General features: G+C 71.4%; 11 protein-coding genes. 7 read left to right on the top strand and 4 right to left on the bottom strand.

Annotated elements, in window-relative coordinates:
- Positions 1–76: 76 nt before the first annotated feature.
- The 7 genes from ACFQ2V_RS01295 (at position 77) to cimA (ending at position 8,651) form a co-directional block, all read left to right on the top strand.
- Positions 77–1,654, top strand: coding sequence for an amino acid permease (locus ACFQ2V_RS01295; protein WP_386050100.1), 1,578 nt, complete (start codon positions 77–79; stop codon positions 1,652–1,654).
- A 1-nt stretch (position 1,655) separates the two neighbouring features.
- Entirely contained in the window at positions 1,656–2,408 is a 753-nt protein-coding gene (locus tag ACFQ2V_RS01290) for a FadR/GntR family transcriptional regulator (RefSeq protein WP_386050099.1), read from the top strand.
- A gap of 8 nt (positions 2,409–2,416) precedes the next feature.
- The gene (locus tag ACFQ2V_RS01285) at positions 2,417–3,784 is read left to right on the top strand and encodes a glutamine synthetase family protein (RefSeq protein WP_386050098.1); all 1,368 of its coding nucleotides are present in this window, start codon (positions 2,417–2,419) and stop codon (positions 3,782–3,784) included.
- Complete coding sequence (locus ACFQ2V_RS01280) at positions 3,781–5,154, top strand: aldehyde dehydrogenase family protein (RefSeq protein ID WP_386050097.1); 1,374 nt, start codon at positions 3,781–3,783, stop codon at positions 5,152–5,154. Before ACFQ2V_RS01285 ends, ACFQ2V_RS01280 begins: the two co-directional genes overlap by 4 nt.
- Positions 5,155–5,235: 81 nt before the next feature.
- Positions 5,236–6,003 carry a 3-oxoacyl-ACP reductase gene (locus ACFQ2V_RS01275; protein WP_386050096.1) on the top strand — a complete coding sequence of 256 codons (768 nt, stop codon included), beginning with the start codon at positions 5,236–5,238 and terminating at the stop codon, positions 6,001–6,003.
- Positions 6,004–6,013: 10 nt separating this feature from the next.
- Positions 6,014–6,757, top strand: a complete 744-nt coding sequence (locus ACFQ2V_RS01270) for a gamma-glutamyl-gamma-aminobutyrate hydrolase family protein (protein ID WP_386050095.1) — start codon at positions 6,014–6,016, stop codon at positions 6,755–6,757.
- A gap of 313 nt (positions 6,758–7,070) precedes the next feature.
- A complete protein-coding gene (cimA, locus tag ACFQ2V_RS01265; protein ID WP_386050094.1) occupies positions 7,071–8,651 on the top strand; it encodes a citramalate synthase in 1,581 nt (526 codons plus the stop codon).
- On the opposite strand, the gene bioD is transcribed toward cimA, so the two are convergent.
- Genes bioD through bioB form a run of 4 tightly spaced genes read right to left on the bottom strand, consistent with a single transcriptional unit; the run spans position 8,630 to position 13,067 of the window.
- The gene (gene bioD / locus ACFQ2V_RS01260; RefSeq protein WP_386050093.1) at positions 8,630–9,361 is read right to left on the bottom strand and encodes a dethiobiotin synthase; all 732 of its coding nucleotides are present in this window, start codon (positions 9,359–9,361) and stop codon (positions 8,630–8,632) included. The genes cimA and bioD overlap by 22 nt on opposite strands.
- The gene (locus tag ACFQ2V_RS01255; RefSeq protein WP_386050092.1) at positions 9,354–10,667 is read right to left on the bottom strand and encodes an 8-amino-7-oxononanoate synthase; all 1,314 of its coding nucleotides are present in this window, start codon (positions 10,665–10,667) and stop codon (positions 9,354–9,356) included. Before ACFQ2V_RS01255 ends, bioD begins: the two co-directional genes overlap by 8 nt.
- Complete coding sequence (gene bioA, locus ACFQ2V_RS01250) at positions 10,664–12,004, bottom strand: adenosylmethionine--8-amino-7-oxononanoate transaminase (protein ID WP_386050091.1); 1,341 nt, start codon at positions 12,002–12,004, stop codon at positions 10,664–10,666. Before bioA ends, ACFQ2V_RS01255 begins: the two co-directional genes overlap by 4 nt.
- On the bottom strand, positions 11,997–13,067 hold the full coding sequence (gene bioB, locus ACFQ2V_RS01245; protein ID WP_386050090.1) for a biotin synthase BioB: 1,071 nt from the start codon (positions 13,065–13,067) through the stop codon (positions 11,997–11,999). Before bioB ends, bioA begins: the two co-directional genes overlap by 8 nt.
- Positions 13,068–13,137: the final 70 nt, after the last annotated feature.

Here is a 13,137-nt window from a genome sequence, read left to right as displayed (position 1 = left end):
TTGACCGGTGGAGGATGCCCAGCACCACTGGCAGCGGCGAACAAAGGTTTGCTGCGCGATGTTTGCGAGGTAGTGCATGAGCGTTCCTCCGTCCACATCCGACACCGTGAGCGCCCGCGGCGTCAGCACCGAGTCCGCCGACGACGAGTCGATGCTCGCCGAGCTCGGGTACAAGCAGGAGCTCCACCGGGGCATGAGCGGCTTCTCCAACTTCGCCGTGTCCTTCTCGATCATCTCGATCCTGGCCGGCTGCATCACGACCTACTACCTGGCCATGGACGCCGGTGGTCCGCTGGCGATCAACACCGGTTGGCTCATCTGCGGTGCCTTCGTGCTCTGCGTCGCCCTCGCCATGGCCGAGATCTGCTCCGTCTACCCGACGGCGGGCGGCCTCTACTGGTGGGCGGGCCGGCTCGCCCGCAGCCGCAAGCGCGAGTGGGCCTGGTTCGTCGGCTGGTTCAACTTCCTGGGCGAGGTCGCGGTGACGGCGTCGATCGACTACGGCGCCGCCCTGACGTGGTCGGCGGTGTACACGTTGCTCACGGGGAACGCGCTCGGGCTGCCCCAGGTCTTCGTCATCTTCGCGGTCCTCCTGCTGCTGCACGCCCTGCTCAACACCTTCGGGGTCGACCTCGTCAAGATCCTGTCGTCGGTCAGCGCGTGGTGGCACGTGGTCGGCGTCGCGATCATCGTCGTGGCCCTCTGGGTCGCGCCGGTGCCGCACCAGTCGCTGTCGTGGACCTTCACGCACTACGTCAACAACACCGGCTTCGAGGGCACGGGCGGCGTCTTCGGCCTGCCCATCTACGCCTTCCTCGTCGGTCTGCTCATGGCGCAGTACACCCTGACGGGCTACGACGCGTCCGCCCACGTCGCCGAGGAGACGCGCAACGCCTCCATCGAGGCACCCAGGGGCATCGTGCGCAGCGTCTGGGTCTCGATCGTGGCCGGCTCCATCCTGCTCGTGTCGGTGACCGCCGCGATCCAGGACTACGACACCGCCCGCAAGGCTGCCGATGCCAACGGGCTGCCTCCCGCCCAGATCTTCCTCGACGCTCTCGGTGAGCGGCTCGGGGTGACGATGGTCGTCATCTGCGGGGTCGCGCAGTTCTTCTGCGGCATGGCGTCCGTCACCGCGAACTCGCGGATGTCGTACGCGTTCTCGCGGGACAACGCCCTGCCGGGCTCGCGGCTGTGGGCCAGGATCAACCCGCGCACCGGGACGCCGACCAACTCGATCTGGCTGTGCGCCGCGTTGTCCTTCATCCTCACGGTCCCGGCGATCTGGAACACGACCGCCTTCTTCGCAGTCACCTCGGTGGCGGTCATCGGTCTCTACATCGCCTACGCGACGCCGATCCTGCTGCGACGGCTCAACCCCGACTTCCGCCAGGGCCGGTGGAGCCTCGGTCGGTGGAGTGCGCCGGTCGGCTGGATCGCCATCGTCTGGGTGGGCTTCATCGTCATCCTCTTCCTGCTGCCGCAGTACTCACCCGGCACCTTCGGCGACCCGACGTTCAACTTCGCCCCGGTCACGGTCGCGGTGGTCGCGCTCTTCGCCCTGGTGTCGTGGATCGCAGGCGGCCGCAGGCACTTCATGCGCGACGTCCCCGAGGGTCACGACACCAAGCCCGCCGCTGAGCTGCTGAGCTGACATGCCGACGGTCAGGGGAGAGCGTCACCTCGCGCTCACGGCGTTGCCGGACGCGGTGCTGCGGCCGGCGTCCGGCAACGCCTTCGAGAACACCGTCGAGCAGCTCGCGCGGGCGATCCGTCTCGGGGTGCTCGCCGACGGCGAGCAGCTGCCGCCGGAGCGCGACCTCGCCGAGCGACTCGGGGTCAGCCGCAACACGCTGCGCGAGGCGATCGCAGCGCTCCGCGACTCGGGGCTCGTCACGACGAAGCGTGGCCGGGGCGGCGGGACGACGGTGACGTATGCCGCAGAGGTCCCCCCGTCGGCCCGCGGGCTCTCAGGAACGTTCGTGCGCAGCGGCGCCGCGATGCTCGACGCCCTGACCTTCCGGCGGGTCGTCGAGCCAGGGGCGGCCTGGCTGGCTGCGACCCAGCCGTTGGCGGGCGACCAGCGTGCCTGGCTGACCGAGAGCCTGCGCGAGGTCGAGGAGGCCCCGGACGCCGCCGCGCACCGGGTGGCCGACTCACGGCTGCACCTTGCGATCGCCACGCTCTCGGGGTCGCCCATGCTCGTCGACGCCGTGACCCGGGCGCAGGCTGCCCTGCACGACATGCTCATGGCGATTCCCGTCCTGCGCCGCAACATCGAGCACTCCGACACCCAGCACGCCCAGGTCGTCGAGGCGATCCTGGGCGGCGACCCTGACCGGGCCCGCGTCGTCATGGAGGAGCACTGCGATGCCACCTCCGCGCTGCTCCGCGGCCTCATCGGATAGGAAGAGACATGGCGAAACCACCGACTCTGACCGTCGAGCAGCTCCGCACCGAGATCGACGCGGGCGACATCGACACGGTCGTCGTCGCGTTCACCGACATGCAGGGACGACTGCAGGGCAAGCGCCTGCACGGGCACTACTTCCTCGACCACGTGCTCGAGGACGGGACGGAGGGCTGCAACTACCTGCTCGCCGTGGACGTCGACATGAACACCGTCGACGGCTACGCGATGTCGTCCTGGGAGCGTGGCTACGGCGACATGTTCTTCGACCTCGACCTCGACACCCTTCGCCGCACGCCGGGCACCCCGCACTCGGCGACGGTGCAGTGCGACCTCACCTGGCTCGACGGCAGCGGTCCGGTGGTGCAGTCGCCGCGCTCGGTGCTCAAGGCCCAGATCGACCGCGCGGAGGCCCTCGGGATGGCCGCCCACTGCGGCACCGAGCTCGAGTTCATCGTGTTCCAGGAGTCCTACGAGCAGGCCTGGGACGCCGGCTACACGGGGCTGACTCCGGCCAACCGCTACAACGTCGACTACTCGATCCTCGGCGGAGACCGCGTCGAGCCGCTCCTGCGCGAGATCCGCAACGAGATGTACGCCGCCGGCGCGGTCGTCGAGAGCGCGAAGGGCGAGTGCAACAACGGCCAGCACGAGATCGGCTTCCTCTTCGACACGGCCCTGCGCACCTGCGACAACCACGTCGTCTACCGCAACGCGGCCAAGGAGATCGCCGCGCACCACGGCCAGTCGATCACCTTCATGGCCAAGTTCGACCAGCGTGAGGGGAACTCCTGCCACATCCACCTCTCGCTGCGCGGGCTCGACGGTGAGACCGTCTTCGCCGACGGCGACAGGGAGCACGGGCACAGTGCGATGTTCGAGCACTTCCTCGCCGGCATCCTCGCCACCCAACGTGAGCTGACCTACTTCTATGCGCCGAACATCAACTCCTACAAGCGATTTGCCGCGGGGAGCTTCGCTCCGACCGCCGTCGCCTGGGGGCGCGACAACCGCACCTGCGCGCTGCGCGTCGTCGGCCACGGACCGGCGCTGCGGGTCGAGAACAGGGTCGGCGGCGGCGACCTCAACCCGTACCTCGCCGTGGCCGCCATGCTCGCCGGCGGACTGCACGGCATCGAGCAGGAGCTCGAGCTCGAGCCCGCTCTCGAGGGCAACGCCTACACCTCTGACAAGCCGCACGTGCCCTCGACCCTGCAGGAGGCGCGCGACCTGCTGGCCGGCTCGGCGGTCGCGCGGGCGGCCTTCGGCGACGAGGTCGTCGACCACTACGTCAAGGCCGCCGACGTCGAGATCACGGCCTTCAACGCCGCGGTCACCGACTGGGAGCGCAGGAGAGGATTCGAGCGACTGTGACCACCACGCACGACGTCATCAACCCCGCCACCGAGCAGCTCGTCCGCAGCGTCGAGCTCGCCACCGTCGAGGAGGCCGACGCGGCGATCGCGCGCGCCTCGTCCGCGGCCCCGGCCTGGCGCGCCGTGGCCCCAGCCGACCGGGCCCTGCTGATGCGCCGGTTCTCGCAGCTCGTGGGCGACCACCAGGAGGAGCTCGCGCTGCTCGAGGTCGAGAACGCCGGACACACGATCGGCAACGCCCGGTGGGAGGCGGGCAACGTCCGCGACGTGCTCGCCTACTACGCCGGTGCGCCGGAGCGGAACTTCGGGCGGCAGATCCCGGTGGCCGGCGGCATCGACGTCACCTTCCGTGAGCCGCTCGGCGTCGTCGGCATCATCGTGCCGTGGAACTTCCCGATGCCGATCGCCGGGTGGGGCTTCGCCCCGGCGCTGGCCGCGGGCAACACCGTCGTGCTCAAACCGGCCGAGCTGACGCCGCTGACCGCCATGCGCCTGGGCGAGATGGCCCTCGAGGCGGGCCTTCCCGAAGGCGTCCTCACGGTCATCCCGGGCAAGGGGTCGGTGGTCGGTGAGCGCTTCGTCACCCACCCGGACGTGCGCAAGGTGTGCTTCACCGGGTCGACGGCGGTCGGCCAGCGCATCATGCGGGGCGCCGCCGACCAGGTCAAGCGGGTCACCCTCGAGCTCGGCGGCAAGAGCGCCAACATCGTCTTCGCCGACTCCGACCTCGAGCTCGCGGCCGCGCGGGCGCCGTACGCCGTCTTCGACAACGCGGGACAGGACTGCTGCGCGCGCAGCCGCATCCTCGTCGAGCGCAGTGCCTTCGACCGTTTCATGGAGCACTTCGAGACGGCGGTGCGTGGCGTCGTCGTCACCGACCCGCGCGACGAGGCAGCCGAGATGGGCCCGCTCATCAGCGCCGAGCAGCACGACCGTGTCAGCGCCTACGTCGAGGGTGCCGGCGACGGTGTCGACGTGGCCTTCCGGGGCATCGCCCCCGAAGGGGACGGGTACTGGTACGCCCCGACCGTGGTCCTCCCGCGCTCGACCACCGACCCCGTCTGGCAGGAGGAGGTCTTCGGTCCGGTCGTCGCCGTCCTCCCGTTCGACGACGAGGCCGATGCGGTCGCCAAGGCCAACGACACGGCATACGGCCTCTCCGGCTCGATCTGGACCCGCGACCTCGGGCGCGGGCTCCGCGTCGCGCGCGGCGTCGAGGCCGGCAACCTGTCGGTCAACTCCCACAGCAGCGTGCGCTACTCGACGCCGTTCGGCGGCTTCAAGCAGAGCGGCATCGGGCGCGAGCTCGGACCCGACGCGCTGGAGGCGTTCACCGAGGTGAAGAACGTGTTCATCTCGACCGACTGACACCCCCAACCCGCATGACCGCGTCATCGCACGCGCAACCGACGCAGACGAAACCCATTGGACGGCAAGGAAAGAGGACTCATGGCAGGCAGGCTCGACGGCAAGGTCGCGGTGATCACGGGCGGGTGCTCCGGCATCGGTCTCGCCACGGTGCGGCGGTTCGCCGAGGAGGGGGCGAAGGTCGTCATCGGTGACCTCGACGAGGCCAACGGGCCGCGCATCGCGCAGGAGGTGGGCGGCACGTTCGTGCGCGTCGACGTCGTGAGCAAGGAGGACGTCGACGCGCTCTTCCGCACGGCCAAGGAGATCTACGGGTCGGTCGACATCGCCTTCAACAACGCCGGCATCAGCCCGCCCGAGGACGACTCGATCCTCGACACCGACCTCGACGCGTGGCGCAAGGTGCAGGAGGTCAACCTCACGTCGGTCTACCTGTGCTGCAAGGCCGCCCTGCCCTACATGCTCGAGCAGAAGAAGGGCTCGATCATCAACACGGCCTCGTTCGTCGCGGTCATGGGCGCGGCCACGTCGCAGATCTCCTACAGCGCGAGCAAGGGCGGTGTACTGTCGATGAGCCGCGAGCTCGGCGTCCAGTTCGCGCGTGAGGGGGTGCGGGTCAACGCGCTGTGCCCCGGGCCGGTGAACACCCCGTTGCTGCAGGAGCTCTTCGCCAAGGACGAGGAGCGTGCGGCGCGGCGCCTCGTGCACGTGCCCATGGGCAGGTTCGGCGAGCCCGAGGAGATGGCCAACGCCGTGCTCTTCCTCGCGTCCGACGAGTCGAGCTTCATCACCGCCTCGACGTTCCTCGTCGACGGCGGCATCTCCGGCGCGTACGTCACGCCGCTCTGAGGGGGTTGTCGTGGTGGAGGCGCGGCCGGTCATCGGCATCACGGCCTATGTCGAGCCGGCGTCGTGGGGACGCTGGGTCGACGTGCCGGGTGCCCTGGTGCCCTACCGCTACGTCGGCCACGTCGAGGACGCCGGCGGCATCGCGGTCGTGGTGCCGCCGCGGCCGGACGCCGACGACGGGGTCGCCCACGAGCTGCTCGCGCGGCTCGACGGCGTGATCCTCGCCGGCGGCGTCGACGTGGCCCCCGAGCTCTACGCGGAGGAGCGGCACGCGTCGGTGCAGGCCTCGCGGCCCGACCGTGACACGACCGAGCTCGCGCTCGCCCACGCGACGGCGGCGCTCGACGTGCCGCTGCTCGGGATCTGCCGCGGCATGCAGGTCATGGCCGTGGCGGCCGGGGGAGTGCTCGAGCAGCACGTTCCCGACCGTGTGGGTCACAACCTGCACTCGCCCGCTCCGGCGACCTACGGCAACCACCACGTGCGCACCGTCCCGGGCACCCGGCTGGCCGGCATCCTCGGCGACGGCGCCGACGTGCCGAGCTACCACCACCAGTCGGTGCTCACCCATCCCGGCTACGCGCCCTCGGCGTGGGCCGACGACGGCACGCTCGAGGCGATGGAGGACCCCCGGGCTGCCTTCCGGCTCGCCGTGCAGTGGCACCCCGAGGTGGGCGACGACGCCCGGCTCTTCCACGCCCTCGTCGCGGCAGCGGGGGCGTATGCCGCCGGGCGGGGGAGAACGCGCGGCTGACGCTCGCGCGTCGGGACGTGGGGCGAGTGCCCGGTCCACATGGCGGACCCGCGGTTTCGCTGGGCGAGCGCCCCTGCCACCCTGATCCCGTGACCGCTTCCCGGCTTGCCACGAGCACGCTCATTATCAGCTAGCGCGACGAGAACACCTCTCGTCGCGCAGACCTCCCGTCCCCGGGGGGTCTTTTTGTTTCCCGGCCACGAGCCACGGAGACCGCTGCAGAGCCACACCGGGCCGAGCGGCACCAGATGAATGGGACCGAGGACCGAGCGGCCACATGGACCCGCCCCCTGGATCAAGGACAATGAAGGCCATGGATGCCCTGCACGTTTACGACACCACCCTGCGCGACGGCGCCCAGCAGGAAGGTCTCAACCTCTCGGTGTCGGACAAGCTGGCCATCGCCGGACTGCTCGACGACCTCGGGGTGGACTTCATCGAGGGGGGCTGGCCGGGCGCGAACCCGAAGGACACCGAGTTCTTCGAGCGGGCCCGTCAGGAGCTCCATCTCCGCCGCGCGACCCTCGCCGCCTTCGGGGCCACCCGCAAGGCCGGCGGGGCCGCCGCGCAGGACCCCCTGGTGCAGGCCCTCGTCGACTCGGGCGCATCGGTCGTCTGCCTCGTCGCGAAGTCGCACACGGGCCACGTCGAGCGTGCCCTCAGGACGACCCTCGAGGAGAACCTCGAGATGGTGCGCGACACCGTCTCGTACCTCGTCGCACAGGGCCGCCGCGTCTTCCTCGACTGCGAGCACTTCTTCGACGGCTGGCACCTCGACCGCGACTACGCGCTCTCCGTCGTCCGCACGGCGCACGAGGCCGGTGCCGAGGTCGTCGTGCTCTGCGACACCAACGGCGGCATGCTGCCGCACCAGGTCGAGCAGGTCGTCACCGACGTCATCGCCACCACCGGCGCGCGCGTCGGGGCGCACTGCCACAACGACACCGGCTGTGCGGCGGCCAACTCGGTCGCGGCGGTGCGGGCCGGCGCGACCCACGTGCAGGGCACCGTCAACGGCTACGGCGAGCGCACCGGCAACGCCGACCTGCTGACCGTCGCCGCCAACCTGCAGTTCAAGCTCGGGCTGGATGCGATGGAGGTCGACTCGTTCCGGCGGGCCATGCACATCGCCCACGCGATCAGCGAGGTCACCAACGTCCCGGCCTACAGCCGCCAGCCCTACGTGGGCGCCAGCGCGTTCGCCCACAAGGCGGGTCTGCACGCGAGCGCGCTCAAGGTCGACCCCGACCTCTACCAGCACATGGACCCCGCGCTCGTCGGCAACGGCATGCGCACCCTCGTCTCCGACATGGCCGGGCGGGCCAGCATCGAGCTCAAGGCCCGGGAGGCCGGGCTCGACCTGTCCGAGCGTCCCGACGTCGTGGCGCGGGTGCTGGCCGAGGTCAAGGACCTCGAGCTGCGCGGCTGGACCTTCGACGCCGCCGACGCCACGGTCGAGCTGATGCTCCGCGAGGCGCTCGAGCCGGGCTGCACCGACTATTTCGAGGTCGAGTCGTGGCGCGTCATCACCGACTCCTCGGGCGAGGGAGACGCGACATCCGAGGCGACCGTGAAGCTGCGCGCCGACGGTTCGCGGCTCATCGCCACCGGCGAGGGCAACGGGCCGGTCAACGCCCTCGACCACGCGCTGCGCGAGGCCCTGAGCCGCGCCTACCCCGAGATCGAGAAGATCGAGCTCATCGACTTCAAGGTGCGCATCCTCGACGCGTCGCACGGCACCGACGCCGTGACCCGCGTGCTCATCGAGACCTCCGACGGCGAGACGTCGTGGGACACCATCGGGGTCGCAGGCTCGATCCTCGCGGCGTCGTGGCGAGCCCTCACCGACGGCATCGTCCACGGTCTCCTGCGTCAGGGCGTGCCGCGCCGCTGAGCCGTCGCGGCACTCTCGGCCATCCCGGTCAGCCCCGGCAACCAGGTGGGTGCCTCTCCCCGGAAGACGTCCGGGGACAGGGCAGGTGCACCGCGCGGCACCTGACCGAGCAGACCTTCGGGCAGGGCTGAGAGGTAGTCGAGATTCGTCGTCTCGATCATGTCGGGGTGGCTCGGCCAGGCGCCCAGCACCAGGCCGAGCAGCCGGATCGACCTGTGCGACAAGGCCTCTCGGGTCAGCATCGTGTGGTTGAGTGTGCCGAGCGCGCTCCGCACCACGAGCACCGCGCCGCTGTCCGGCAGGGCCGCGGCCAGGTCGGCGAGCGTCTCGCCGTCGTCGGTCAGTTCGACGAGGAGGCCGCCTGCTCCCTCGACGACCACGACGTCATGGCCGGCGCTCAGGTCGCTGATGATGTCGACGTGGTCCGCGAGCGTCGGCAGGGCTGCGCCCTCGAGTCGCGCCGCGGGGCGGGGCGCCATGGGGGCGCGCAGTCTCGTCCCCTCCGACGTGGGGACGCCGGTCAGTCGCTCGACCTCGCCCATGTCGCCGGACTCGCCGGGTGCCACCCCGGTCTGGGTCGGCTTGTAGGCCGTGACGCGCAGCCCCACCCCGACGAGCAGGGCGACGACCGCCGCCGTGACGACGGTCTTTCCCACGTCGGTGTCGGTGCCGGTGACGACGACGACCGCCGGCAGCCGCGGCTCACCCATCGGTGTCGTGGGGTGGGACCTGGGCGAGCGGCGACGAGGACGCCGGGTCCTGCGGGCCCTCGACCGCCGCGACCGTCGGGAGGCCACGGGCGGTGGAGGGAGCGTCCACCGCCCGTGACCTCTCGACGGCGGCGCCACCTTCGGGTCGCGGTGCGCGCTGCCGTGCGACCCGGGCGACCCGGGCGACCCGCCCGGCGGCCTGGAGCAGGTCCTCACCGGTCACGTCGGCCCTTGCCGTGACACGAAGTCGCGACACGCCGTCCGGGACGCTCGGCGGCCGGAAGCAGCCGACGAGGACACCCTCGGCCCGCAGGTCGAGGCAGGCCGCCACGGCCGCCTCGGGTGACGGCATGGGCAGCGACTGCACGGCGCCCGCGGACTGCTCGACGCCGCACAGGCTGGCGATGACCTGCGCGTTGGCGCGCACCGCGTCCGCGAGGGACGGGTCGGTCACGACGAGGTCCGCGGCCGTCGTGGCCGCCCCCGCGGCCGCCGGTGCCAGGCCGGTGTCGAAGATGAACGACCGCGCGGTGTTGACCAGGTGGTTGCGCAGGGCCGTGGAGCCCAGCACGGCGCCACCCTGGGACCCGAGGGCCTTCGAGAGCGTCATCGTGACCACGACGTCGGTGGCCCCGACGAGCCCGAGCGAGTGGACCAGCCCGCGCCCCCGGCCGGCAACGCCTATGCCGTGCGCCTCGTCGACGACGAGCAGGGCGTCGTGCCGCCGGCAGACCTCGACCAGGGTGGTCAGCGGGGCGGCGTCGCCGAGCACCGAGTAGATCGACTCCACGGCGACCACGACCCGTCGCCCGGGGCGTGCTGCCAGCTCCCGGTCCAGGTCGACGGCGTCGTTGTGGGCGAACGTCGCGTAGGGCACGCGTGACATCCGGGCCGCGTCGTGCAGGGAGGCGTGGGCGTGCGCGTCGAGCAGGATCTCGGCCCCGCGCCCGCTCAGCGCCGTCAGCACCCCGAGGTTGGCGGCGTACCCGGTCGAGAAGGCGAGGGCGCTGGGCTGCCCGGTGAGGCGACACAGGGCCGCCTCGAGGTCACGGTGGACGGGGAGGGTGCCGGTCACGAGGCGACTGGCGGTCGCCGAGGCCCCGTAGCGGTCCAGGGCATCGTGGGCGGCGGCGACGACCCGCTCGTCACGCGCCAGCCCGAGGTAGTCGTTGGAGGCGAGGTCGAGGGCGTCGTGCCCGCCCGGCAGGCGACCGCCGAGCCGCAGCACCGGGTCGAACCGCTCGACGCCGCGCTCGGCGCGCAGCTCGGCGCGCTCCCGCAGCCACGAGCCCCAGACGTCGCTCACCCGTGGACCTCCCAGACGGCGCCGACGATCGCGTCGGCGATGGTGCGGACGTCGTCGTCGGTGCAGACGTAGGGCGGCATCGTGTAGACGAGGTCTCGGAACGGGCGCAGCCACACGCCGCGTCGCAGGGCGGCCCGGGTCACGGCCGCCACGTCGACCGGGGATCCGAGCTGGACGACCCCGACCGCGCCGAGGGTGCGCACGTCCGCGACGGCGGGAAGGTCGGCGGCCGGCAGGAGGTGCTCCTGCAGCAGGCGGCCGACCCGTGGCACGTCGTCCTTCCAGCCCTGTTCCACGAGCGACAGGGAGGCGTTCGCGACGGCGCAGGCCAGCGGGTTGGCCATGAACGTGGGGCCGTGGAGCAGCGCCCTGAACTCGGACCGGGTGATCGCGTCACCGACGTGACGGGTGGTGAGCACTGCTGCGAGAGTGAGGTATCCGCCGGTGAGCGCCTTTCCGACGCAGATGACGTCGGGGGAGACGCCGGCCCACTCGGAGGCGAAGAGCCGGCCGGTGCGTCCGAACCCGGTCGCGATCTCGTCGACGACGAGCAGCAGCCCGTGCTCGTCGGCCACGCGACGGAGCTCGCGCAGGCAGTCGGGGTGGTAGACGTGCATGCCGCCCGCACCCTGCAGCACCGGCTCCACGATGATGGCGGCCAGCTCGTCGGAGTGGGTCGCCGCCAACTCGTCGACCGCGACGGTCCACGCCTCGAGCGCGGACTCGTCGGTCTCCCAACGCTCCTCACCCTCAGGAGAGACAAGGAGGCGGGCCGCGGGCGGCCTGGGTGCGAACACCTGCCGGGCCAGGGCGCCGGGGAACGCGGAGTGCATGCCGTCGACCGGGTCGCACACGCTCATGGCGGCGAAGGTGTCGCCGTGGTAGCCACCGCGCACCGTGAGGAACCGTTGCCTGCCGGGTCGGCCCTGCGCGGCCTGGTACTGCAGTGACAGCTTGAGAGCGACCTCGACGGACACCGAACCGGAGTCGGCGTAGAAGACGTGCGCCATGGGGCCGGGCGCGACCGCGGTCAACCGTTCAGCCAGGCTGACGGCGGGCTCGTGGGTCAGGCCCCCGAACATCACGTGGCTGAAGCGGTCGACCTGCTCGTGCGCGGCCGCGTCGAGTGCCGGGTGGCGGTAGCCGTGCACCGCGCACCACCACGAGGCCATCGCGTCGACGGCCTCGAAGGTCTCGCCGTCGGGAGCCGCGAGGGACAGGCGCACCCCGCAGGCCCGTTCGACGGCATACGGCTCGGGTCCGTCGAGCGGGGCGTACGGGTGCCAGACGAGCCCGCGGTCGCGGGCTGCCAGGGCGGTGCCGGCGGTCTCAGGCATTGGCGGGCACGTCGGTGCCGGCACCACGCCGGCGCTTGGTGGGGTCGTGGGTGCCGGTCGCGTGCGTCGGCCCGCCGTCGGGCCGGGCGCCGAGGACGACGAAACCGTGGTCGTGGATGAGCTCGAGGTCGGCCTCGGCCGCCTGCCCCTCCGACGTGAGGTAGTCGCCGAGGAAGATCGAGTTGGCGACGTGCAGCGCGAGGCCCTGGAGCGACCGCAGGTGCATCTCACGGCCACCGGCGATGCGGATCTCCTTGTCGGGACAGACGAACCGGGCCATCGCCAGGATGCGCAGGCAGCGTCCGGGCGTGAGCTCCCACGTGCCCTCGAGCGGCGTCCCGTCGAAGGGCATGAGGAAGTTGACGGGGATGGAGTCGGAACCGAGGTCGCGGAGGGCGAAGAGGGCCTCGACGAGCTGCTCGTCGGTCTCGCCCAGTCCGGCGATCAGCCCCGAGCAGGGGGACAGCCCGGCGTCCTTCGCCTTGGTCACGGTGTCGACGCGGTCGGCGTACGTGTGGCTCGTGACGATGTCGTCGTGGTGTGACTCGGCGGTGTTGATGTTGTGGTTGTACGCGTCGACGCCGGCCGCACGCAGACGCTCGGCCTGGCCGTCCTTGAGCAGCCCGAGGCACGCGCAGACCTCGACGTCGGGGTGCTCCTGCTTGAGCGCGCCCACCATGCCGGCCACCCGGTCGACGTCGCGGTCGGTCGGGCCGCGCCCGCTCGAGACCATGCAGATGCGCGTCGCCCCGCCGCGCAGCCCGGCAGCCGCCTGCTCGACGGCCTCGTCGGGCTTGAGCCAGGTGTACTTGAGGATGTCGGCCTGCGAGCCGAGGCGCTGGGAGCAGTAGTGGCAGTCCTCGGGGCAGAGTCCGGACTTGAGGTTGACGAGGTAGTTGACCTTGACCGTGTTGCCGAAGTGCCTGCGCCGCAGGCGTGCCGCCGCTGCGACGAGGGAGAGCAGCTCGTCGTCGCCGGTGGCCAGGACGTCGAGGGCATCCTGCGGGGTGGCGGGGATGCCGGCCAGGACGGCGTCGGCGAGGTCGTCGGGACGGCGGGTCATGCAGGCTCCTTGCGCGCGGTGTTGAACGGTGTTCAACTTGAACGGCGTTCAGTATGCCGAGTCGCTAGGC

The sequence above is a fragment of the Terrabacter terrigena genome (assembly GCF_042676085.1).
GTDB lineage: Bacteria > Actinomycetota > Actinomycetes > Actinomycetales > Dermatophilaceae > Terrabacter > Terrabacter terrigena.
This window is presented reverse-complemented; position numbering and strand designations above follow the sequence as displayed.

What these genes read in the sequence shown, in the direction of transcription:
- ACFQ2V_RS01295 (WP_386050100.1), top strand. Translation starts at nt 77, where the DNA reads ATGAGCGTTCCTCCGTCCACATCCGACACCGTGAGCGCCCGCGGCGTC.
- ACFQ2V_RS01290 (WP_386050099.1), top strand. Translation starts at nt 1,656, where the DNA reads ATGCCGACGGTCAGGGGAGAGCGTCACCTCGCGCTCACGGCGTTGCCG.
- ACFQ2V_RS01285 (WP_386050098.1), top strand. Translation starts at nt 2,417, where the DNA reads ATGGCGAAACCACCGACTCTGACCGTCGAGCAGCTCCGCACCGAGATC.
- ACFQ2V_RS01275 (WP_386050096.1), top strand. Translation starts at nt 5,236, where the DNA reads ATGGCAGGCAGGCTCGACGGCAAGGTCGCGGTGATCACGGGCGGGTGC.
- cimA (WP_386050094.1), top strand. Translation starts at nt 7,071, where the DNA reads ATGGATGCCCTGCACGTTTACGACACCACCCTGCGCGACGGCGCCCAG.
- bioD (WP_386050093.1), bottom strand. Translation starts at nt 9,361, where the DNA reads ATGGGTGAGCCGCGGCTGCCGGCGGTCGTCGTCGTCACCGGCACCGAC.
- bioA (WP_386050091.1), bottom strand. Translation starts at nt 12,004, where the DNA reads ATGCCTGAGACCGCCGGCACCGCCCTGGCAGCCCGCGACCGCGGGCTC.
- bioB (WP_386050090.1), bottom strand. Translation starts at nt 13,067, where the DNA reads ATGACCCGCCGTCCCGACGACCTCGCCGACGCCGTCCTGGCCGGCATC.